Origin of the sequence: Leifsonia sp. YAF41, assembly GCF_052113185.1 — a bacterium.
Taxonomy (GTDB): Bacteria; Actinomycetota; Actinomycetes; order Actinomycetales; family Microbacteriaceae; genus Cryobacterium.
In genome coordinates this window covers 40685-63820 of sequence record NZ_JBFRCS010000007.1, presented here as the reverse complement: position 1 = coordinate 63820, position 23136 = coordinate 40685, and the positions used below count along the sequence as shown (strand labels likewise).

14 protein-coding genes are annotated in these 23136 nt (G+C 66.3%); 5 read left to right on the top strand and 9 right to left on the bottom strand.

All coding sequences use genetic code 11. The annotated features are described in order from the left end of the window. Nucleotides 1–48 precede the first annotated feature (48 nt). The gene (locus AB4Y63_RS08045; protein ID WP_441790533.1) at nucleotides 49–4218 is read left to right on the top strand and encodes a metallophosphoesterase; all 4170 of its coding nucleotides are present in this window, start codon (nucleotides 49–51) and stop codon (nucleotides 4216–4218) included. 128 nt (nucleotides 4219–4346) lie between these two features. Further along, on the top strand, nucleotides 4347–5087 hold the full coding sequence (locus AB4Y63_RS08040) for a TIGR00645 family protein (protein WP_441790532.1): 741 nt from the start codon (nucleotides 4347–4349) through the stop codon (nucleotides 5085–5087). Here AB4Y63_RS08040 and AB4Y63_RS08035 read toward each other — a convergent pair. From AB4Y63_RS08035 to AB4Y63_RS08025, 3 genes are all read right to left on the bottom strand, one after another. Beyond that, complete coding sequence (locus AB4Y63_RS08035) at nucleotides 5084–6391, bottom strand: glycosyltransferase 87 family protein (protein WP_441790531.1); 1308 nt, start codon at nucleotides 6389–6391, stop codon at nucleotides 5084–5086. The two genes, AB4Y63_RS08040 and AB4Y63_RS08035, sit on opposite strands and share 4 nt — an antisense overlap. A gap of 270 nt (nucleotides 6392–6661) precedes the next feature. Next, nucleotides 6662–10342, bottom strand: coding sequence for a DEAD/DEAH box helicase (locus tag AB4Y63_RS08030; RefSeq protein WP_441790530.1), 3681 nt, complete (start codon nucleotides 10340–10342; stop codon nucleotides 6662–6664). Between the two features lie 84 nt (nucleotides 10343–10426). Then, the gene (locus AB4Y63_RS08025) at nucleotides 10427–11452 is read right to left on the bottom strand and encodes an acyltransferase family protein (RefSeq protein WP_441790529.1); all 1026 of its coding nucleotides are present in this window, start codon (nucleotides 11450–11452) and stop codon (nucleotides 10427–10429) included. A 103-nt stretch (nucleotides 11453–11555) separates the two neighbouring features. Between AB4Y63_RS08025 and AB4Y63_RS08020 the strand changes: the two genes are divergently transcribed. Further along, nucleotides 11556–12200, top strand: coding sequence for a VOC family protein (locus AB4Y63_RS08020; protein ID WP_441790528.1), 645 nt, complete (start codon nucleotides 11556–11558; stop codon nucleotides 12198–12200). Between the two features lie 54 nt (nucleotides 12201–12254). Beyond that, nucleotides 12255–14438, top strand: coding sequence for an ATP-dependent Clp protease ATP-binding subunit (locus AB4Y63_RS08015; protein WP_441790527.1), 2184 nt, complete (start codon nucleotides 12255–12257; stop codon nucleotides 14436–14438). 12 nt (nucleotides 14439–14450) lie between these two features. On the opposite strand, the gene AB4Y63_RS08010 is transcribed toward AB4Y63_RS08015, so the two are convergent. From AB4Y63_RS08010 to AB4Y63_RS07985, 6 genes are read right to left on the bottom strand one after another with little or no spacing between them, the layout of a single operon-like run. Beyond that, entirely contained in the window at nucleotides 14451–14993 is a 543-nt protein-coding gene (locus tag AB4Y63_RS08010) for a phage tail protein (RefSeq protein WP_441790526.1), read from the bottom strand. A 36-nt stretch (nucleotides 14994–15029) separates the two neighbouring features. Next, entirely contained in the window at nucleotides 15030–15527 is a 498-nt protein-coding gene (locus AB4Y63_RS08005) for a phage tail protein (RefSeq protein ID WP_441790525.1), read from the bottom strand. A gap of 35 nt (nucleotides 15528–15562) precedes the next feature. Then, complete coding sequence (locus AB4Y63_RS08000; RefSeq protein WP_441790524.1) at nucleotides 15563–16087, bottom strand: phage tail protein; 525 nt, start codon at nucleotides 16085–16087, stop codon at nucleotides 15563–15565. A gap of 5 nt (nucleotides 16088–16092) precedes the next feature. Then, a complete protein-coding gene (locus tag AB4Y63_RS07995; protein ID WP_441790523.1) occupies nucleotides 16093–16401 on the bottom strand; it encodes a DUF6916 family protein in 309 nt (102 codons plus the stop codon). Then, a complete protein-coding gene (locus tag AB4Y63_RS07990; protein ID WP_441790522.1) occupies nucleotides 16398–16904 on the bottom strand; it encodes a GNAT family N-acetyltransferase in 507 nt (168 codons plus the stop codon). Before AB4Y63_RS07990 ends, AB4Y63_RS07995 begins: the two co-directional genes overlap by 4 nt. Next, the gene (locus tag AB4Y63_RS07985) at nucleotides 16904–17332 is read right to left on the bottom strand and encodes a DUF6916 family protein (protein ID WP_441790521.1); all 429 of its coding nucleotides are present in this window, start codon (nucleotides 17330–17332) and stop codon (nucleotides 16904–16906) included. Before AB4Y63_RS07985 ends, AB4Y63_RS07990 begins: the two co-directional genes overlap by 1 nt. A 129-nt stretch (nucleotides 17333–17461) precedes the next feature. On the opposite strand from AB4Y63_RS07985, the gene AB4Y63_RS07980 reads away from it, so the two are divergent. Beyond that, nucleotides 17462–23041 (top strand): beta strand repeat-containing protein, encoded by a 5580-nt coding sequence (locus AB4Y63_RS07980; protein ID WP_441790520.1) that lies wholly within the window; start codon nucleotides 17462–17464, stop codon nucleotides 23039–23041. The last annotated feature ends 95 nt before the right edge of the window (nucleotides 23042–23136 follow it).

Here is a 23136-nt window from a genome sequence, read left to right as displayed (position 1 = left end):
CCTTCGCAACATCCGTCGAAACACAACGTCCGGAAAGGCCGACAGCCCATGACGAGTTCGTCATCATGGTTCCGTAGTGGCAGAGTCAGCGACTCACCCAGCGGCACGCGCACCACCAAGCGGACAGCGGCCACGCTCATCGTGGCCGCCCTGGCCGCGGCGCTGCTCACCCCGATCGTCGGGTTTGCCGCCCCTGCCTCGGCGGCAACGGTGACCCCGGCCGTGCAGCACGGGCCGTCCCGCATCCCCGACCGCATCGTGCTCACGCCGTCGGGCGACCTGGCCACGTCTCAGGCCGTCACCTGGCGCACCTCGACCGGTGTCACCACGGCTCAGGCGCAGATTCGCGTGGCCACCGCCGAGCCGTACCGCACGGACTACAAGACCGTGACGGCATCGGACAGTGAATCGGTCGCGACGAGCCTCGGCTACACCGAACTCTTCCACAGCGTGAAGTTCACCGATCTCGCCCCGGCAACGCAGTACATGTACCGGGTCGGCGACGGCACGAACTTCAGCGAGTGGCAGCACTTCACCACCGCTGCGGCCACGGCAGAGGACTTCTCGTTCATCTACCTCGGGGATGTGCAGAACGGCATCAAGTCCGACGCCTCCCGCGTCATCCGCAACGCGTTCCGTGACCGTCCCGATGCCAGTCTGGTGCTTCAGGCCGGCGACCTGATCGACGACGCCAACGACGACGCGCAGTGGGGCGAGGTCTTCGACGCCGCCGGCTACAACTTCGGCACGCAGAACTTCTTGGCCGCTGCGGGCAACCACGAATACGAGGGCGCCGAGCTCTCGAAGCAGTGGCAGGCCCAGTTCGAATACCCCGCCAACGGTCCGCAGGGATCAGCCGCGATCAATGCGCTGCTGGATGGCACGGTCTACTCGACCGACTACCAGGGCGTGCGGTTCATCTCGTTGAACAGCAACATCACGGATGCCGCGGCGCTCGCCGTGCAGACCGCGTGGCTGAAGACGACACTGGAGACCAACCCGAACAAGTGGACAGTGGTGTTCTTCCACCACCCGGTGTTCTCGCTCGACGAGGGCCGCAACAACCGGGCGATCCGTGAGGCCTGGCTGCCGCTCTTCGAAGCGAACAATGTCGACCTCGTTCTGCAGGGACACGACCACAACTACGGTCGCGGCAACTCGAACGACGCCGAAAAGGGCAACCCGGCCGACTGGAATGCGACCCGCAACTACGACGGCCCCGTCTACGCGGTCTCGGTCGTCGGTTCCAAAATGTATGACGGCGCCGGACCCCGCCTCTGGACAGAGAACGACGCCCACCTGCGCAAACTCGGCGGCGGCATCGAGCTCTACCAGCTCATCGATGTCTCTGGCGATGAGCTTCGCTACGAGTCACGCACCGCCGACGGCGAGTACTACGACGGTCTCACGATCGTCAAGAACGACGCCGGCAAGGCCGTGACCGACGACACCGAACCGCAGGTGATCGACCCGGGAACCCCGAACCCGTGCCTGGGCTGCAACCCGAACCCCGATCCCAACCCGGGAACGGGTGAGCCCGGCGAAGCCGTCGACTACACGGTCACCGGCGCCGTCGCCTCGGTCAACAAGACGAACGCGAAGCTGCCTGCCGGATCGGCTTTCTCAGAGGGCAAGGACCGCCTCTACCTCGGCGACCAGAACTCACGCGTGATCTTCGAGGTCAATCCCGACACCGACGAGGTCACCCGTCAGATGACCCTGCCGGAGAACATCCGTGACATCGGAATCGACGATGCCAAAGAGCTGCTCTACGTCGGGCAGCAGAACCGCAACTGGGTGGTCGTCTCGATCGCCGATGCCACATTCGGCCAGGTTGTGCGCGGCCCGTTCCCCTTCATCGAATCGAACCGCTCGATCGACGTCGACCCGATCAAGGGCTACGTCTACGGCGCAGTTCCGTCGAGGGGCATCGAGGTTCTGAATGCCGAGACCGGTGCATCGATCGGTGTCGTCAACGGAACCGCCGACGCCTATTACGTCGCAGCCGACCCGGAGAATGGCCGAGTCGCAGCCGCGTATTTCAGCGATGTCACCGACGCCGTCAACATCGAGGCGTTCGATGTCGAGAACGATTTCGCCTCGCTGTGGGAGAAGACCAGTCGCGCCAACCCGCGTCAGCTCGACTTCGACTCGACGAACGGACTGCTCTATGTCGGTTACACCGGCACAACTGTCGGCAGCGGTGGATTCTCGGTGCACGACCCGGCGACGGGTGCGGTGCGCGGTGACTTCGCTGACCCGAAGTACGGCAAAGACGGCTACGGCATCTCGGTCGACGAAGAGCACCAGCGGGTCTTCGTCTCGAACCGGGACTTCCGGCTGAACCCGCCCGGGTCTGAGATGGCCCCGGTGGCCGTCACAATCAGCACACGTGTTCTCGACGCAGCGTACGACTACGCGCCGATCCGCAACCTCGCATCCGTCAGCAAGCCGAACGCGCAGTTGCCGGCCGGCTCGGCCTATTCGGAGAGTCGCGACCTGCTCTACCTCGGTGACCAGAACTCGCGCACGATCTTCGAGGTCGATCCCGACACCGACAAGGTCGTACGTCAGATGACCTTGCCGGAGAATATCCGCGACCTCGGCATCGACGACGCGAACAAGCTGCTCTACGTCGGGCAGCAGAACCGCAACTGGGTGGTCGTCTCCATTGCCGACGACAGCTTCGGCACGGTCGTGCGCGGTCCGTTCCCGTTCATCGAGTCGAACCGTTCGATCGACGTCGACCCGGTCAAGGGCTATGTCTATGGCGCGGTGCCGTCGCGCGGCATTGAGGTGCTCAACGCGGTCACCGGCGCCTCGCTCGGTGTGGTCAACGGAACAGCGGATGCCTACTACGTGGCAGCCGACCCGGCCAAGGGGATCGTCACCACCTCGTTCTTCAGCGACGTGCCCGATGCAATCAACATCGCGGCCTTCGACGCGAACAACGACTTCGCGATGCTCTGGCAGCAGGCGACCCGGGCCAACCCGCGTCAGATCGACGTGGACTCGACCCATGGTCTGGTCTATGTCGGCTACACCGGCACCGCGGTCGGTTCCGGCGGATTCTCGGTGCACGACCTGCGCACCGGAGCCCGTCTGGCCGACCTGGCCGACCCGAAGTACGGCAAAGACGGCTACGGCATCTCGGTCGACGAGGAGCACCAGCGCGTGTTCGTCTCGAACCGGGACTTCCGCCTGAACCCGCCCGGGTCAGAGATGGCCTCTGCCGCGGTGACGGTCAGCCAGCGCGCGAAGTCGGGTGGACCGGTCACGCCGCCCACGACTCCGCCGACAACCCCACCCACCACACCGCCGACGACTCCGCCGACGACTCCGCCGGCTGTTCCGACGGGCACCAGCTACACGCCGACCGCACTCGCGGCGATCCCGTCGGCCCAGGCGAATCCCGACCTCGACACCAAGCCGGTCGGCTCGGTCGTCGACTCCCGCACCGGTCATGTCTTCGTCGGAAACGAACAGCGCCCGGCACGCGTCGTTGAAATCGACCCGAAGACCGACACCGTCGTGGCAACCCACCTCATTCCGGGTGGCGCGGCCGAAGGTGTGCGCGACGTGGCCATCGACACGGCGAAGAACGAGCTCTACGTGGCCTACGGGGCATCGTGGGCCGTGCTGAACCTCGCCGATGACACGTTGCTGCGCGGGCCGTTCCCGTTCTCCGGCAACGTGCGGGGCATCGACGTCGACCTGGTCGGCGGGCGGGTGTTCGGCACCACCCGCGGCACCGGCTTTGATGTGGCGGATGCGACGACGGGAGCCCTGACGACCACTGTCACCACCGTGGGCGCCAACTGGCGCTCGCACGGCATCGCCTTCGACCCGACCACGAATCGCGTGTACCTGAGTAACTCCGATGTCACCGATGCAACGGCAGCGGTGCGGGTCTACGACGGAACCAGCCTCACGGTCATCGACGAGGTGGCCACGGTCACGGCTCCTGACCTGCGTTCAGTCGCGGTCGACCCGGTCAGCCAGCGTCTGTATCTCGGCCACCAGAGCGACGCCTTCGAGGCCAGCGGCGTACTGATCCTCTCGGCCACCGATCTGACCACGATCCAGGACTACCCGGGCACCGCCTACGGCAACAAGGTCTACGGAATCTCGGTCGACTCGCTTCATGGCACGGTCTACGTCTCCGCCAGAGACCGACTTCCGGCCGGGATCGTCTCGCTGCAGCGGGCGGCGTCGTAACCCGAACCCTGCACACGACCGGCGTCACCCCGAATCAGGGGTGGCGCCGGCCGTCTTTCCAGCTGAATCTCAGGCGTCGTGCCCTAGTGCAGCACAAACGTTCAGCATGCGTGCGATAAAATTCACCCATGACAAAAGCGCCGACATCATTGCCGACCACCCGTCACTATCCGCCGCAGAACCGCGGGCTGCAAAGCATCGGATACCTCATCTTCCTCAGTCGCTGGCTGCAGGCTCCGCTCTACCTCGGCCTAATCGTGGCCCAGGTCGTCTACGTCGTCGTGTTCATCACCGAGCTCGTGCACCTCGCCGGTGAAGTCTTCAGTGATCTGCGTCACATCGACGAAGCGATGATCATGCTCAGCGTGCTCGGCCTCATCGACGTGGTCATGATCGCCAACCTGCTGATCATGGTGATCATCGGCGGCTACGAGACGTTTGTCTCGAAGATCAAGATCGACGGACATCCCGACCAGCCCGAGTGGCTCTCGCACGTCAACGCGAACGTGCTCAAGGTCAAGCTGGCCATGGCCATCATCGGCATCTCGTCGATCCACCTGCTCAAGACCTTCATCGAGGTCGGCGACATGGCCGCCCGCGGTCAGGTCGACACCGGCGAGTCGATCACGGGTGAGCGGTACACCTGGGATGGCGTGATGTGGCAGGTCATCATCCACATGGTCTTCATTATCTCGGCCGTCGCCCTCGCCTGGATCGACAAGATCTCCCGCGGCGACGACCATGGGATGCCCGCGGTCGCCGCCCAGCAGGCTCACGCCTCGGTCGTCCAGCCCGAGCAGTTCGGTCACCCGCACGCGGTCGGCCAGGAGTCGCTGCACCCCGCCGAGCTGGAGCGCGAGCGCGCCTAGCGCGCCGCGGTCGGCGCGACGCGCGAGGCGGCGAGGGCCGGCTCCGTTTCGCCCGCGCGGGCCAGCATCCAGAGCCGGAGCACCGACCAGCCGAGCATCACGATCAGCAAGGCGTTGCGCGCGGTGAGCAGGATCAGGACCGCCGGGTCACCGTCGATGAGCGGCAGGTAAAACACCGGGAAGATCAGTGTGGTCAGCACGCCGATCACGAGCATCAGGTAGGCCGGGACGCGCCACCGGTTCCAGTCGGAGGCGACGCCGACGGCCACGATCGGTGCGATCCAGAGCATGTACTGCGGTGAACCGACCTTGTTGAAGACCACGAGTGCCGATGACAGGGCGAGCGCGCCGAGCAGAATCAGGTGCGCGCTGTCGGTGCGGCGTCGTTTCGCGACGACGATGAGAGCCAGCACCCCGCCGATCGCCAGAATCATGACCGGGGTCATCGCGGATGCGGCAGCGGTGGCGCCCGGACCGGCGACCTCCCGGGTTGCGATTGCGAAGTTCTGGTAGATGTAGCTTCCCCGCGACCCGAGTGCGGCCAGCCAGACCCAGGGTGTGGAGACCGGGGCCTCCAGCTGCAACGCCCGGTCGGATTGCATCGTGATGAATCCGGTGAGGTAGGCCAGGCCGCCCAGCGCCCAGACGCCGGCCACGACGCCGGCCGAGACGACGGCGGCGGTCGCGATGACGAGCATCCGTTGCCGGGAAACGGCGACGATCGAGAGGAGAACGGCGACCGGCCAGACTTTGATCCAGGTGGCGACGGTGAGCAGAGCTGCGGCGATGACCGGTTGCCGGGCCAGGAGTACCAGCGCGATGATCACCAGTGGGGCGGTGATGCCTTCGAGGCGCAGCAAGGCGACCGGGCTGAGCACGAAACAGAGCAGCATCCACCACCAGGCGGCCGCGTAGCCGCTGGTGCGACGCCCGAAATCGGTGAGGGCGGCGATCGCACCGGCGTTCAACATCGTGGTCATCACAAACCAGAACAGCAGGTACAAGCCGGGGCCGCCGAGCGCGGCGAGGGTGATGGGCGCGAGGGCGCCGATCGGATAGACCCAGGCGAGATCAAGGCCGGGCCAGAGCTGGCTGGTCAGGCCTTCCTCGGCCCAGGTGCGATAGAGCGGAAGGTCGCCCAGCGCACCGCCGATGAGAATTGTCGGAAGCAGCGCGAGCAGAAAGATCAGGTGCAGCAGCAGAAACCCGACCAGGAGGGTGCGCGGCCGGGTCAGCCACGCCCGGCGTTGTGACGTGAGCGTTGACGCAACGCGCCGATCGACATCCTCGAGAAAAGCTGACAACACCCACGCCCTCTGCAGCTGGTCACAACTCGCCATCGACCCCCGCAATGGAGGTCGGCGTCCCTCGGCAGCTTAGAAAACAACGGTGGGAGGAACACGATTCGCAACCGACATTTCAGGTCTCAAAACTGAGAGTGCTCTCAGTTGGGGATTCCGTCAACGGGCGCGCGTCTTCGGCGCCGAGCTTGACACGTGCGGTCGAGTTACCCTGTTCTGCTGGGCAAACTCGACCGGAACGCTCAAACTCGGCGATCGCGCGGGGCCGAAAGGTCAGGCCAACAGCTCCCGGATGTCCGCGGCGCTGAGGCCGGTTCCGCTCACCGCGCCATCCGTCATCACGCTCTCGAACAGCTGCGCTTTCGTCGCCTTGAGCGCCATCACCTTTTCTTCGATGGTGTCCTTCGAGACCATCCGGTAGACCATCACGTTCTTGGTCTGGCCGATGCGGTGCGCGCGGTCGACGGCCTGCGCCTCGGTGGCCGGGTTCCACCAGGGGTCGAGCAGGATGCAGTAGTCGGCCTCGGTGAGGTTGAGTCCGAAACCGCCGGCTTTCAAACTGATCAAGAAGACCGAGGTGTCGCCATTCTTGAAGTCGGCGATGGTCTTCGCCCGGTTGCGGGTCTTGCCGTCGAGGTAGGAGTACGAGATTCCCGCCGCGTCGAGACGGTCACGCGCCTTGCCGAGATACTGCGTGAACTGGCTGAAAATGAGGGTGCGGTGCCCCTCGGCCACGACATCCTCAAGCAACTCCATCAGCGCGTCGAGCTTGGTCGACGGCACATCGGAGTACTTCTCGTCGTACAGGCTCGCGTCGAGGCTGAGCTGACGCAGCATGGTGAGCGACCGGAAGATCTCGAACCGGTTGGCGTTCATGTCCTCGATCAGGCCGAGCACCTTCTGCCGTTCGCGCTGCAGGTGCATCTGGTACACCTTGCGGTGCTTCGGGTGCAGCTCAAGCTCGAGCACCTGCTCCTGCTTCGCGGGCAGATCCTTGGCGACCTGGTCTTTGGTGCGACGCAGCATGAACGGCCGGATGCGGCGGCGCAGCTGCGCGAGACGCTCGGAGTCGGCGTCTCTCTCGATCGGTTTTTGGTAGTACTCGGCGAAGCGCGACGGGCTCGGGAACAGGCCAGGAGCGGTGATCGAGGTGAGCGACCAGAATTCCATCAGGTTGTTTTCGAGCGGGGTGCCGGTGATCGCCAGTTTGAAGGGGGCCTTGAGCCGCCGGGCGCAGAGGTGCGCGCGCGACTGGTGGTTCTTCACGAACTGGGCTTCGTCGAGCAGCAGCCCGGCCCAGTCGATGGCGTTGTACTCCTCGAAATCGAGGCGGAACAGCGTGTAGGAGGTGATCACGACATCTGCGCTGGCGGCGGATGCGGCAAGATCTGCCGAGCGCTTGGCCGACGTCTCGGTGATGGCCACGACGCGCAGATCCGGCGCGAACTTCGCGCATTCGGCCGCCCAGTTCGAGACGACACTGGTCGGCGCGACGACGAGGAACGGGGCAGGGGCGGTCTTCTGCTCCCGCTGCCGGTCGCGGGCGTGTGCGATCAGAGCGATCGCCTGCAGGGTCTTGCCGAGCCCCATGTCGTCGGCGAGGATGCCGCCGAGTTGGTTGTCGTAGAGAAAGCTGAGCCAGTCGAAACCGCTCTGCTGGTATTCGCGCAGGGTCGCGTTCACGCACTCCGGTAGCTTCTGGGCGGCGACTTGGGTCGCATCCGTCAGCCCTTCGACGGCCTGCCGCCAGGCCGAGGCCTGCGCGGCGACGAGACCGAGTTCTTGCAGTTCAACCCAGAGGTCGGTCTGGAACCGGCTGATTCCGAGCGAGCTGGAGTGCGAGTCCTGCAGCCCGCGCGCCTCTTCGATTAGCCGGCGCAGCTGCGCGAACTCCGGACGGTCGAGACTGAACCAGGTGCCGCTGCCGAGAATGAGCAGTTCTTGCTCGGTCGCCAGCGCCCGGAACAGGTCGTCGAACGGAATCTCCTCGCCCTCGATCGACACGGTCACCGCGAGGTCGAACCAGTCGCGGTCGTCGGGGCGTTCGGTGGTGGCCAGGCTGATCACCGGGGCTTCGTCGGCCTCCCGGTATTGGGGGCCGTCGCCCGGCAGCTGCACGAGTACCTGGCCGGATGCGCTCAGTTCGGCCGCCGTTCCGGCCAAGAACTCGATCATCCGCGCGCCGGTCAGGGTGCTGCGCTCGGCGAGCCGGGGCCGGCCGCCGCTCTGTTCGAAGAGCGAGTCGAACGGGGCGAGCACCATGGCTAGTTCGCGCAGGATCTCAGCCTCGTGCGCCGGGTCGCGGTAGTTGGCGTCGGATTCCGGGGCGCGGAGGCGGAGCCGCGGACCGGGATTGGCCGGAGCGGCTTGGAGCGCGGGTGCAGACAACGCGTCGGCGTCGGCGGACGGCTCTGCGGCGACCTCTGCCTGGGGTGTGGCGTACTGCCAGCTCCAGCTGAGCGCGATGCCGGCATCCTTCGTGTGCTCGAGGTCGAGCGAGAGAAACGGGCGAGCCGTTGCGGGCAACTCGAACGAGCCGTCGCTGCTGGTCAACTCGAGCTGACGGCGCAGAAACGGGTAGTAGTCGGCCAAGAATGCCGGTTCGTCCTCGCCTGGAACCACGATGTTCTCGGGGGCGGAGAGAAGCCGACGCAGGGGAGTGTCGAGCTGTGTGGCCAGCGGGGCAAGGGTGATCCGGGCACCGGTCGCAGGGCCGGTCGACGGAGTGCCGGAGCGTCGTGCCCCGCCACGAGTCGACCGGGTCGAAGCGCGCGGCGGGCGACCGGTATCCGGCAGCTGCCAGGCGAAAACACCGTGCGCCGGTTCGCCGATGAAACCGAAACTGAGTGGTTCGCGGTCGGGATCGGTCGAGGTCGAGTCGGCACCGGAATTAGCGTCCGCGGCATCCGCGGCATCCGCGGCATCCGCGGCATCCGCGTTGTCGGCCCCGGTCAATCGAAGTGCCGGTGCCAGTTCGAGTCCGGTGGCCCGGCGGGTCAGATCGAGGGCGACGGTCGCCGGTTCGGTCAGAAGCGTGATCGGCTCCTGACCGGGCGTCGTCGAAATCAGTGGAAGGCCGCTGCGGTGCGCGTCGCCGAGCAGCTCCCAGAGGGCGCGGCTGCCGAACCCGTCGAGGTGCATCCACTGGTCGATGTGCACGAAATAGCTTTGCCCGGCCGAGTAGAGCGCGTAGAGCGCGCCGAGAATCTTCTGGTGCTCGGGGTTATACGTGCCGCGGGCGTAGCTGAGGTTGGTCCAGTTCAGGTTTCCGCGAATCCAGGCGCCCTTCTTTCCCATCACCATCGGGCGGATGCCGAGCCGGTACGTCGACGGACCGGGCGTCATCCGGCTCGAACGCGTCGCCTCAAGCACCTCGAACTGCAGCGCGAGCGGGGTGCTCGTTGTCGCGGCCGGATTACGGGTCGGCTGGGCTAGCGGGGCGAGCTGGCGTTGCCACGCCGGAATGGCGGGGGTGCTCGCCGCGGCGGCACCGCGCGAGGCCGCGCCGGCTTTGGCGTTGGCCGACGAGGAGGGGCCGGATGTCCTAGCGCCGGTCTCTGGGTCGCCGCCCTCGAAATCGGGCACCAGGGCGGGGAACGAGACGCCTCGGCGGGCGGGGGAACCGCCGGCCATGCCGTCGCCGTCGGCGAGGTCAGCGACGTCCGGGCGGCGCGCCACGATCAGCACCGCCGCCACATGCTTGCAGTTTCGGCCGACCGGGCAGCTGCAGACCGCCGAGACATTCATCACGGCGCCCGACATGCTCACCGCGAAGGAGACGGTCACCGAATAGGGGGTGTCGGTCGAGCCGGCCACACGACCGAGCAGTCGCGTGCCCGATTCCGGCCACACCATCTCGACCACGTTTCCGTTGCGCGCGTAACGCTCACCGCGTGAGAAAACCTGACTGCCGACGAGGCGGGCGATCTCGTGAGTGCTGAGAAGTGGGGTCATAGAGTGCGCAGATTCCAAACGTGACGGTCTTTCATTCTCGCACGCGGCATCCGTCGGGAAGCTGGCAGTGGGTGGGGGCGTTGGCTACTCCCGACGCGAAGCGCGCGGGCGACGAGAGAGCGGGCCGACGCGGGCCACCCCGGTCAGCCAGGGGGAAGCGGATGTCCGAAGGGCCGCGACACCGATCACCCACGGTACGACGAGCGTTACGAGAAAGACGATCCAGCTTGAAACGGGCGGCACGAACTGCCGCATGAGCCACAGAACGAGAGGATGCAACAGCACAACGGCGAGTCCGGCGTAGGCCAGCCGGGTCGCCCCCGCGTTGAGCCACCAGTCGAGACCGGAATGGCGCGAGGCCGCCACCCGCGCGAAGAGGCTCTCGGCCACCAGGACCAGCCCGAACGAGATCGCGACGGCCGTGAGCACGCTCACGACCGGGATGCCGTAGTCGCCTTGCTTGATGTCCAGCGGGGCAGAAATCTTGCTCGCCACGAGAACGATGCTGATGACGAGGAGCACAACCCCGACCAGGCCGGGCCTCGCAATGCGCGCTCGCAGCAGACGAGCCAGAGTGCCGAGCATCAGAAAAATGAGACAGGGGAGCGCGTTACCGATTGAGAGCGGCGTGTGGGCGAGCACATCGCCGAACAGAGAGCCGCAGATCGAGCCGGCGATTGCGACAGCCCAGACGATCGCTCGGGGCAGCACCCACAGGATGCGCAGCAACATGACCGTGGCGAACAGCGCCGACACGAACCAGAAGGTTATATATGGCAGCGCCGACCGCTCACCGACGAATGGACCGAGCAGACGGATGGCCGTCGTCGACTCTCGCGTGGCATCCAGCGGCACAAAGACGAGGGCGATGAGAATCCACCACGCGACGTATGGCCGAGCGAGGGTGCGTGTTCTGGCACGGAGCTCGACCACGACCGGCCGATCCGCCGACCAGAAGTAGCCGGCGAGAAAGAAGAACAGCGGAACGTGCCAGCTGTAGACGAGCGGGCGCACCACGGGGATGGCCAAGGAATGGCCGGCGACGACGGCGGCCACACCGAGCACGCGCACGGCGTCGATCGCTCCGGAACGCGCGCCAGACTCTGTCACGTTCAGTTCTCCCTGCTTGAGCCCACTGTGATCACTTGCGTCGTCGATGCGAGCCTAGTTCGGCACCCTTCCGCGGCTCAATGCCTCCTGTTAGGGTCCGTACATGTCTCAGCCGATCTCCGATTCCGAGTTCTCCGCTGCCGCGGGCGTCACTGATTGGCGCGTTCTTTACTGGGGAGCGAAAGCGCTCTTCGAAACCGGCGACTTCGCCACCGGTGCTCGCTTCGTCACGGCAATTGCCGAGCTCGCGGCCGAGATGGGTCACGATCCGCTCGTCGATCTTCGGCCGGATACGGTCACCGTTCAGGTGATCACCGTCGGGGTTGGCCTCAGCGATCTGGACATCGATCTCGCTCGTCGAATCTCCGAGGCCGCCGCGGAGCTGGGATTGCGCTCTGACCCGTCAGCCGTACAACACGTGCAAATCGCTTTTGACGCGGCGGATCCGGAGCCGGTGATGGATTTCTGGAGCGCGGCGCTTGGCTACGTTCCCGTCGGTGGCGGAAATCTTCTGGAACCCAACCTGATCGGCCCGACTCTGTGGTTTCAGGAGAAGCGACACGTGCCGCCACGCAATCGCATCCACCTGGATGTCTCGCTGCCGCATGACCAGGCTCAGGCACGCATCGAGGCCGTGCTCGCCGCCGGCGGGCGCCTCCTCGGCGATCGGAACGCGCCGGCCTTCACCTCTCTCATCGACCCGGAAGGCAACGTCGTCGACATCGCGACGTGGCAGGGGCGCGACTGAGTCGATAGCTTGGAGTCAGCCGCACGGGCTGTGCTCGACCTTGGAGGACTTGACATGCAAGCTGGACAACAACCGCCCCAGGAAGACGCGAAAACCGCCCTCGAGCAATACGGTGTGAACCTCACTGAGATCGCGCGCAGCGGCAAGCTCGACCCGGTGATCGGTCGTGACGCCGAGATTCGCCGCGTCAGCCAGGTGCTGACCCGCCGCACCAAGAACAACCCGGTGCTGATCGGCGAACCCGGTGTCGGCAAGACCGCCGTCGTCGAGGGGCTGGCCCAGCGCATCGTCGCCGGCGACGTGGCCGAGTCGCTCAAAGGCAAGCAACTGGTCGCCCTCGACCTGGCCGCGCTCGTGGCCGGAGCGAAGTACCGCGGCGAGTTCGAGGAACGCCTGAAGGCCGTGCTCAAGGAGATCGACGAGGCCGACGGCCAGATCATTACTTTCGTCGATGAACTGCACACCCTGATGGGCGCCGGTGGCGGCGAGGGCTCGGTCGCTGCTGCGAACATGCTCAAGCCCATGCTCGCCCGCGGCGAACTGCGCCTCATCGGCGCCACGACGCTCAACGAGTACCGTGAGTTCATTGAGAAGGATGCCGCGCTCGAGCGCCGCTTCCAGCCGGTGTTCGTGGGGGAGCCGTCGGTCGAGGACACGGTCGCCATTCTGCGCGGACTCAAGGAGCGCTACGAAGCGCACCACAAAGTGACGATCGCCGACGCGGCGCTCGTGGCCGCAGCATCCCTCTCGAACCGCTACATCACCGCCCGGCAGCTGCCCGACAAGGCCATTGACCTGATCGACGAGGCGGCCAGCCGTCTGCGCATGGAGATCGATTCCGCCCCGGTGGAGATCGATGAACTGCGCCGCAGCGTCGACCGGCTGAAGCTCGAAGAACTGGCGCTGAAGAAGGAGAAGGACGACGCCTCGAAGGCCCGTCTGGCCAAGCTGCGCGAAGACCTCGTCGAGCGAGAGAGAAACCTCTTGGAGCTGCAGACGCGCTGGGACAAAGAGCGGTCCTTGCTGAACCGGGTCGGCGAGCTGAGGGAGAAGCTCGACGCCGCACGCGGCGAGGCCGACCGTGCCCAGCGGGAGGGCAACTTGGAGAAGGCGTCCCGTCTGCTCTACGGCGACATCCCGGTGATCGAACGTGAGTTGACCGAGGCAGAGATGGCTGAGTCGACCGGGCCGCGCATGGTGAACGAACAGGTCACCTCCGAAGACATCGCCGCTGTTGTGGCCATGTGGACCGGCATCCCGGTGGGACGCCTGCTGCAGGGCGAGACCGAGAAGCTGCTCAACCTCGAGGGGGAGCTCGGCCACCGGCTGATCGGGCAGAAGAAAGCCGTGCGCGCGGTCGCCGACGCGGTGCGCCGCAGCCGGGCCGGCATCTCGGACCCCGACCGGCCGACCGGATCATTCCTCTTTCTCGGCCCGACCGGCGTCGGCAAGACCGAGCTGGCCAAGGCGCTCGCCGAATTTTTGTTCGACGACGAAAAAGCCATGGTGCGCATCGACATGAGCGAGTACGGCGAGAAATTCTCCGTCTCGCGCCTGGTCGGCGCCCCTCCCGGCTACATCGGCTACGAGCAGGGCGGCCAGTTGACCGAGGCCGTGCGCCGTCGCCCCTACTCGGTGATCCTGTTCGACGAGGTCGAGAAGGCGCACCCCGAGGTGTTCGATGTGCTGTTGCAGGTGCTTGACGACGGCCGGCTGACGGATGGCCAGGGTCGCACCGTCGACTTCCGCAACACGATTCTGGTGCTCACCTCGAACCTCGGCTCGCAGTACCTGGTCGACACAACCTTGACTCCCGAGGAGAAAGAGGAGGCCGTGCGCGCACTCGTGCGGCAGTCCTTCAAGCCGGAGTTCGTGAACCGGCTCGACGACATCGTCGTCTTCTCCGCCCTGTCGAAAGACGACCTCGGCCAGATCGTCGAGCTCTACATCGACCGGCTGCAGACCCGGCTCAGCGACCGCCGACTCGAACTGGCCGTCACGCCGGATGCGCGCGCGTGGCTGGCCGAGCGCGGCTACGACCCGATTTATGGGGCGCGTCCGCTTCGCCGCCTGATGCAGCAGGAGATCGACGATCACCTGGCGCGGGCGTTGCTCTCCGGAGCCGTGCACGACGGTGACGTGGTGCGGGTGGATCTGGCGCCTGACGGGGATTCGCTCACCGTCGCATCCGCCGGTCGGCCGGCGGATGAGTCCGAGGAGATTCCCGACGAAATGTAGACCGGCCGAGGCCTAACCGCGCGGCGGAAACACTCCTTGCATCGCGATGATGAAGTTGATTGCGAGGTAGGGCGGAAGGTTGTTGTGCGGCTCGTTGCTTCCGGTGAGCGCCAACGCGCTTGGACTCATCTGCGCCGCGGCGCCTGGAGCCAGGGGGGAGGGAGCGAACGAGTTTTCCGTCGTCCGGCCGTATCGCGGTTGCGCCCAGAGCGCGCCCGCGGGCGAGCTGGTGTTGCCCGGTGTGTTCAGCGCCTTGAGAATATGCGTGTGCTGCGGGATCTCAGTCTGAAGAAGACTCACCGCCGCTACCCCGCCTTCCTCGCCGAGAAGCCGGTCGCTCAACCCTGAACCCTGCCCCTGGCCCAGCGGCATCACGCCTTGAAGATTGGGCAGAGCGAAAGTCGACCGTCCGTCCCCGCCGTAATAGGTGCCGAGCAGCGAGAAGAGGGCGGTGTTCTGCGAAATCGGCAGGAGCTGGCCGTTGCAGAGGGCCCACCCTGGAGGAGCAAAGTTGAAGGCGACGGGCCGGATTTCAGCGACGAATGGATCAGCCATAGAAGGTCACTCTCTCAGCGGTGATGGTGGGCATGGTCAGTTTCGGCTCGGGAAAATGCCCTGCAGGGCTATTGCGAAATTCAGGGTGAAGTACGGCGGCATATTCGGATGCGCTTGGCCGCCTCCCGTTGAGCCCGACCCGGCCGGGTCCATCGCTGTCGACGCGCCCGCGGCGGTGAACGCTGGTTTCACCGGGGCGGCCAGAAACCCGCCGTTGGGATCGGTGCGGGTGGCCGATTTCGCCGCCGTGACCGGGTGCGTGTGCGCAGGGAGCTGCCCGACGGTCAGCGTGGTCGCCTCTTCGCCCCCCAGTTGCCCGATCTGAAACCCGCTTCCGAAGTGCATCGGCATTCTGCCGCGCAGGTCGGGCAAGGCGAAGGTGGTTTGACCATTGCCGCCGTAGTTCGTACCGAGCAGGGAGAAGAGCGCCTGGTTCTGATTGATCGGGAGGAGCTGTCCGTCGCACGGTGCCCAGCCCCGGGGGGCGAAGTTGAACGACAGCAACCGAATTTCACCCATGTACGGGGTGCCCATGTGGTCTCGCTTTCTGAGCTCGGGGGACGATGTGGTTAGGACTGCGAGGGGAAAATGCCGAACAGCGAGATGATGAAGCTCAGCCCCAGGAACGGCGGCATGTTCTCGTGGGGTTGGCCTCCGCCGGTTCCGCCGACGGCCTCAGGGGCGAGGGGGAATGCCGTCACCGCACCACCGACCTTGTTGTACGGGGCGTCGGGCCAGGAGGCCGAGACGACTCCGGCGGCGGACGTCGACGAGGCCAGCGCCGCTGATGCCATCGGCGTGTGGCTGTGTGGGGGGATCTGCTCTGGCGACAGAGTGATGGTTTCGACGCCGCCCTTGTCGCTCAGCCGGTAGGTGCTTCCGCCGGGCCTCGTGCCCTGATGCATCGGAATCCGGCCCTGCAGATCGGGCAAGGCGAACGTCTCCTGCCCGTCGCCGCCGTAGGTGGTGCCGATGAGGTTGAAGAGCGTGTCGTTCTCGGAGATCGGCATCAGTTGGCCGTTGCAGTACGCCCACCCGGCCGGGGCGAAGTTGCCGCCGAACAGTCGAATTTCGCCGATATAGGGTTGCGACATGGCGATCAGCCTTCCTGCAGGGTGAAGTGGGCGTCGTAGATGATGCCGAGCAGTTCGGCGCGAACGGGCACGATGAACAGTGCGTGCGCCTCCAGGCCGTCGGTCTCGAAGATGTAGGTGCCTTGGCCGAGGGGGGTGTTTGCGTTGCCCCGAAAGCTGAGTGAATAGGACTGCCACCCGCCGGAGGTGAGGAGGGGGCTGCACTCCACGAGTTCCAGCTCGACGGTGCCCTCCGGTTCGACCGCGGCGGCAAATGTCGCCCCGACGCGGAAGGCGAACTCCGGGTAGCTCGGCAAGAAGGGCGCCTCACTCACGCGGCCACCCCCGAAGCGCTCGGTGCACGGCGCCGCATGGTGAGGTAACCGCCCGCCGCTTCCGTGGCACTGAAACCGAGCCGCGCATAGAGCCGGGTCACTCGCTCATTGAGTTCCCAGACCGAGAGTTCGACCGTCCGGCCAGACGAGTCGGCCTGCTCGAGCAACGCAGTCAATACTGCCGTGCCGATTCCCCGGCTCTGATGTGCGCTCTCCACCGTGATGTCGATGAGGCGGATGCCGTCGGGCTGGTTAGCGGTGACGATCCTGCCGACGGGATCGGCGCCGTCGAGGATGATCTCGTGCCGACCGGCAGGGAAGCGGGTGGCGAACATGGCGGCCTGCGCGGTGAATTGGAGGTCGATGAGAGCCTGCACCGCGGCATCCGCCCCGGGGAGCTGTGCGAAATCCGCGGCCCGCGAATCGGCGAAAAGACGGCGAATCAGCGGTTCATCGGCCGGAGTCGCTTCACGGAGCGTGACCTGGTGTGGCGCGAGCGGCATCAGGCCTGCCGGTTGACGAGCGCCTGCAGGGTGCGGGTCTTCGCCTCAGCGTTGACCGGCGAGACGAACAACTCGGTCATCGGCACCCCGGTGCGACTGATGCGGTAGATGCCGGATTCGAATCGGGGATCCTTCGATTCGAAGAGCAGATTGAACCGGTCTTCGTCGTCGGGCTTGACCACCGGGGCAAGATCATCGACTGAGGCCAAGGTGACCGGAAACGAGCCGGCCGACGACACCGCGGTGAAGACCTGGCCAACGGAGCCCACGAAAATAGAACGCGCAGGGATCGCCGGCGGCTGGAACGAAGCGGCCAGAGCGGAGAGCGAAGCGCCGACGCGACCCGGGTTCGCGGCGATGGTGACGGCTGTGAGGCCGAGCGTTCCGAGGCCCAGAGCAACCGCTGCACGGCGGGACACATCCGGCACGGCAGAACCTCCATGAATTCAGGCGAACATTGCGAACACCGTCAGGAATCATATTCGATGGCGAAGTGCACCAACCACCCCCACTTTGGGGAGTTTGTTCGGTGCGCATGTCTGCGAAGCTGGCAGGCGATGATCTCGCTGACCGCTCCCTCGCGCCGTTCCCGTCTCCTGGCCGCGTTCGTCGCGCTCGGACTTGTCGCCTCCGGTTCCCTGCTGGAAGCGGTGCCCGCCTACGCGGCCCCGATGTCGATCACGGTCACCTCGACCACCGATGTCGACCACACCGCGACCTGTGCCACGGTCAGTGCGCTTGATTCGCCGGTCACGTTGCGCACGGCCCTCTGCTACGCCAACCAGCAGACCAACCCGGTCACAATTACCCTGACGAACCCGACCTACCAGCTTGCCTATGGGCCACTGCTCATCGGAACCAAGTCGGGCGCTGACATCACGGTTCGGGCCGGCGCCGGCGTGACTCCGAACATCATCGGCAACGGCCTCCTCCAGGTCATGACCCTCGACCCCTTTGCCGACGGCTCGAAGCCGGTCGGAAACGTGACCGTCAGCTTGACCGGGCTCACCATTCGCGGCGGGGTCGACAACCTGTACGGCGGCGGTGGAATCAGCGGTGGCTCGTACTTTCCGGATGTCGCCAAGGACACCTTGACGATCACCGACACCACGATCACGGGCAACCGCGCCAACACCACACCGGATGGCCCGACTTGGAACCCGGGCGGCGGCATCCAGTTCATGGGCGGCTCGCTGAACATCGTGAACTCGACGATCAGCAACAACTCCTCGGGCAGCAGCCCCGGCGGTGGGGTTGCCTACCAGGGCGTCGGCATCGCGGGTGAGGGCCTGACCATTACCGACTCGACCTTCAGCGGAAATAGCTCAGCGTCAACCGATAGCTCGGCGAACGGCGGTGGCGCCCTTGCCGTCGACGATGTCGGTGGGCTCGCCACGATGGCGATCAGCGGCACCACGTTCTCCGGCAACTCGGTGACCGGTGGCGTGCACGAAGCCGTCGGCTCAGCAATCTGGCAGCGCAGCGGCACGCTTTCGCTCAACAAATCAACGATCAGCGGCAACTCCATCACTGGCTCGGCGGGCGCCGGCGCCGTGCAAATCGACGGCGGTGCGTTCACCGCTCACTACAACCGCATCATCGGCAACACTGGTTCGGCAGGGCTCGCGAGTGCGGCCACTTCGGCGCTGACGATCAATGCGAAGAACAACTGGTGGGGTTGTGTCGCCGGCCCCGACGCACCCTGCAATGCCGTGAAGCTCGCAACGGGAACGGTTGCCTCCATTGCCTCTCCGTACCTCACACTGACCGCGGCAGCGGCGACCACTCCGCTGATCCATCCGGCCAAGACGACAGCTGTCACCGCATCGATGCTGACGAACTCAGCCGGGACTGCGATCCTGCCCACCGACCTCAGTGCCTTCGCCGGTGCGCCGGTCACCTGGGGCAACGCGCTACCGAGCGGCGCCACCATCACGCCGAACCTGACGACACTGGTCAACGGCACAACCAGCGCGACCTTCAACGCGGCGACCACGGAGGGCCCCGGCTCGGTGCGGGCGAACTTGGATGGCGCGGTGGCGACAGCAAATCTGGAGATTCGCACGCAGCCGGCGATCACGAGCGGCGCATCCGCCAACGCTGTGGTCGGGGCCGCCACCACTCTCAATCTGGTGACCACCACCGGATTCCCGAAGCCGGGCATCACTTTCACCGGTGATCTGCCCGACGGTGTGGCCATTACTGACGCAGGCACCGGAATCGCGACCCTGACCGGAACTCCCGCAGCGGGAGAAGGCGGTGACTACCCGATCACGGTCAAGGCCGACAACGGGGTGGGCACGGCGCCCACGAAGAACGTCACAGTGCATGTCGCCGAAGCGCCCGGCATCGGCAGTGCGGCGAGCACGAGCTTCACCGTCGGGCAAAGCGGGAGCTTCACGGTGACGACCGGTGGGTTCCCCGTGGTTTCGGCCATCGGCACCTCTGGTGCGCTGCCGAGCGGCGTCACGTTCACGACACATGCCGACGGCACAGGAACCCTGTCCGGCACTCCGGATGCCGGCACCGGCGGAACCTACCCGCTCACCTTCACGGCCAACAACGGCACCAACCCCAGCGCGACGCAGAACTTCGTGCTGACAGTTATCGAGCCGGTTTCGATCAGCACGCAGCCGACGGCGGTGCGTGCAGTGGCGGGAGACACCGCGAGCTTCACCGCGGCCGCTACCGGTTTCCCCGCTCCGACGGTGAAATGGCAGGTATCCACCGATGCCGGGGCGACGTTTACCGACGTGCCGGGGGCAACTGCGGCCACGCTGAGTTTCGCCACCACGCAGTCGGACAACGGCAACCGCTATCGAGCCGTCTTCGCGAACGGCACGACGGCAACGACTTCGGCGGTCAAATTGACTGTCGGGACGCCGCCCGCCATCACGACTGCGGCCTCCGGCACCTTCACCGTGGACGGGACCAGCCAGACCTTCGACGTCACCAGCACCGGCACTCCTGCCGCGGCGCTCACCGTGACCGGCGCGCCGGCTTGGCTCACCCTCGTCGATGCCGGCGACGGCACTGCGGTGCTGAAGGGCAAGCCGCCGGTCGGCAGTGGCACCGCTTCGCTGCCGCTCACGATCACCGCGGCCAACGGCTTCGGCACCGCCGCCACTCAGTCGTTCACTCTCACGATCACCGAGGCGCCGCGATTCACCAGTGCCGCCCAGGCGACGTTTGCGGTCGGAACGTCTTCACCCTTCACCGTGACGACCTCCGGCTCCCCGACCGTGGGGAGTGTTGCACAGACCGGGACGTTGCCGACCGGCATGACCTTCACGGACAACCTCGATGGAACCGCGACAATCGACGGCACACCGGCCGTCGGCCAGGGGGGCGAGTATGAGTTGACGTTCACGGTGGACAACGGCATCGCGCCGAACGCCGTACAAACCTTCGCCCTGACGGTCACGGAAGCGCCGCTGATCACCACGAACCCGGCCGATGCAGCACAGATCGTCGGTGCCCCGGTCAGCTTCACCGCGGCAGCGGGTGGATTCCCCGTACCGACCGTGCAATGGCAAGTTGCGACGGACGCGGGCGGAGCATTCAGCGACCTCGCCGGAAAGACGTCGCGCACACTCACTTTCACCGCCGCTCAAGCCCAGGACGGCCACCGGTACCGCGCTGTGTTCCGCAGCGACAGCGGCGTGGCAACCACGACCGAAGCCAGCCTCGCGGTCGGCACCGTTCCCGAGATCACGAGTGCCGCAGCGGCCACGTTCGCCCTGAATGGCGGGGGCCAATTCTTCACTTTCGAGGCATCGGGAGTTCCGGCGGCCAGGTTCAGCCTCGGCGGCTCGGTGCCGGCCTGGCTCACCTTGACCGACCCTGGCAACGGCACGGCCTCCTTGGCGGGCACACCACCAGCAGGATCATCCGGATCCCACACGTTCAACGTCCAAGCGAGCAACCGGTTCGGCGATGCGGCGACCCAGTCGTTCACGCTCACGGTGAGCGCGGCGCCGCTGATCACGAGCAGCCCGTCGGCCACCTTCGCTGTCGGCTCGACCGACACCTTCACCGTCACGACCACTCCCGGATTCCCGTCGACGACAGTCATCGCGATGTCCGGGGTCCTCCCGGAGGGGCTGACGTTCGATGACCTCGGCGACGGAACCGCCACCGTGACCGGAAAGCCGGTAGTCGCGGCCGGCAAGAGCTACCCACTCACCTTCACCGCGAGCAACACGGCCGGTTCGACGACCCAGCCGTTCACCCTCGTGGTGAACGAGCCGTCGACATTCACCACCGGAACGAGTGCGGCATTCACCGTCGGCACGCCGGGCAGCTTCACCGTCAAGACCGGGGGCGGCTACCCAGCCGTCGGTTCGATCACCGCCGTTTCGACCGGCGCGGCGCTGCCCACCGACCTGACACTCGACGACAACGGCGATGGAACGGCGACGCTCAGCGGCATAGCCCCGGCCGGCTCTGGCGGCGCCTACACGCTGCAACTGACCGGTGTCAGCGGTGTCTCGCCTGACGCGACCCAGACGCTCACCGTGACGGTCACCGAGGCGGCCGTCATCGTGACGAACCCGTCGTCAACCACGGTGACCGCCGGCGGCACCGCCACCTTCACCGTCGCCGCGACCGGCTATCCGGCCCCGACCGTGAAGTGGCAGGCCTCGATCGACGGTGGCTCGCACTACACGGATGTCCCCGGTGCGACCGCCGCAACACTCAGCTTCACCGCGAGCCAGCCCCAGAACGGCACGCTCTACCGGGCCGTATTCTCGAACGGAACCACCGACGCGACGACGACTCCTGCCCTGTTGACAGTCGGGACACCACCGGCCGTGACCAGTGCTGCATCCGCCACATTCCTCGTCGACGGATCGGTGCAGACTTTCACCGCCACCTCGACGGGCAGCCCGAGCGCGGACCTGGCCCTGAGCGGAGACGTGCCGAACTGGCTCAGTTTCACCGACATGGGCGACGGCACGGCCACCTTGACCGGCACGCCCCCAGTCGGGAGCGGCGGCGACTACGTGATGACCCTGACCGCGGCCAACACGTTCCTGCCGGATGCCACCCAGACGTTCACCCTCACGGTTGCCGAGGCGCCCACGATCACGAGCGCGGCGGACACCCTGTTCGAGGTCGGAGATGCTGCCAGCTTCTCGATTGAGACAGATGCCGGATTCCCGACCGTCACCACGCTCGGCGTCACCGGAACCGTGCCCGGCGGTCTCGTCTTCACCGACAACGGCGATGGCACGGCCGAACTGGCCGGAACCCCGGCGGCCGGCACCGGTGGTATCCACACGCTCACCGTGACAGCGGGGAATGCGGGCGGGGCATCCGTCAGTCAGACCCTCACCGTGACGATTGAAGAGACCCCGCACTTCACGAGCGACGCAGCGGCGACCTTCACCCACGGCATCACCGGTTCGGTCACGGTGAAGACAAGCGGCGGATTCCCGTCGGCGACGAGCATCACGGTGGCCGGTGAGCTGCCGGACGGCCTGACCTTCACCGACAACGGCGACGGTACGGCGACGCTTCAGGGCACCACGATGTCTGCAGTGGGAGCGCATGAGGTGACGCTGACCGCGGGCAACGGGGTGGGCACGGATGCCACCCAGACGTTCACGCTGACGGTCGTTGCGGCTGCGGCGGTTCCGCTGCCAATTGTTGTCCCGGAGAGCGACGGCTCGTTGGCCGGAGTTCCTGGTGAAGCGAAGCCGGGGCAGAAGCTGACGGTGACGGCCGATGGCTTCGCCGCCGACGCGCCGATCACGTTTGGGATCTATTCGACCCCGCGCCAGCTGGCGACAGCGACGGCAGACGCATCGGGGAGCGCGACGGTCTCGCTTACCCTCCCGGCCGACCTGGTCGGCGAGCACACGATTGTGGCCTCGGGCCTCGACAGTGCGGGACATCCGCGTTTCGTCACGAAGACCATCACGATCACGCAGGCTGCGGTGGATCCGGGGACCGGTCCCGGAACCGATCCGGCTGGTCCCGGCGGAACCCCGAGCGTTCCGGGTGGAACATCGACGTCGCCGCTCGCCGGAACCGGTGTGAGTGACGGGCTGCCACTGCTCGGCATGCTCGCCGTGTTCCTGCTGGTGGCTGGGGCGTTCGTTCTCGGCCGTCGTCGTCGCATCCGCTCGTAGCTCGCATCTCGTTGGTCGAGGAGGTCGCCCGCGGCCGTCTCGAGACCTCGTGAGCCGGCCTCCAGACGCGACCACGTTCAGAGATCGGCTCGCCG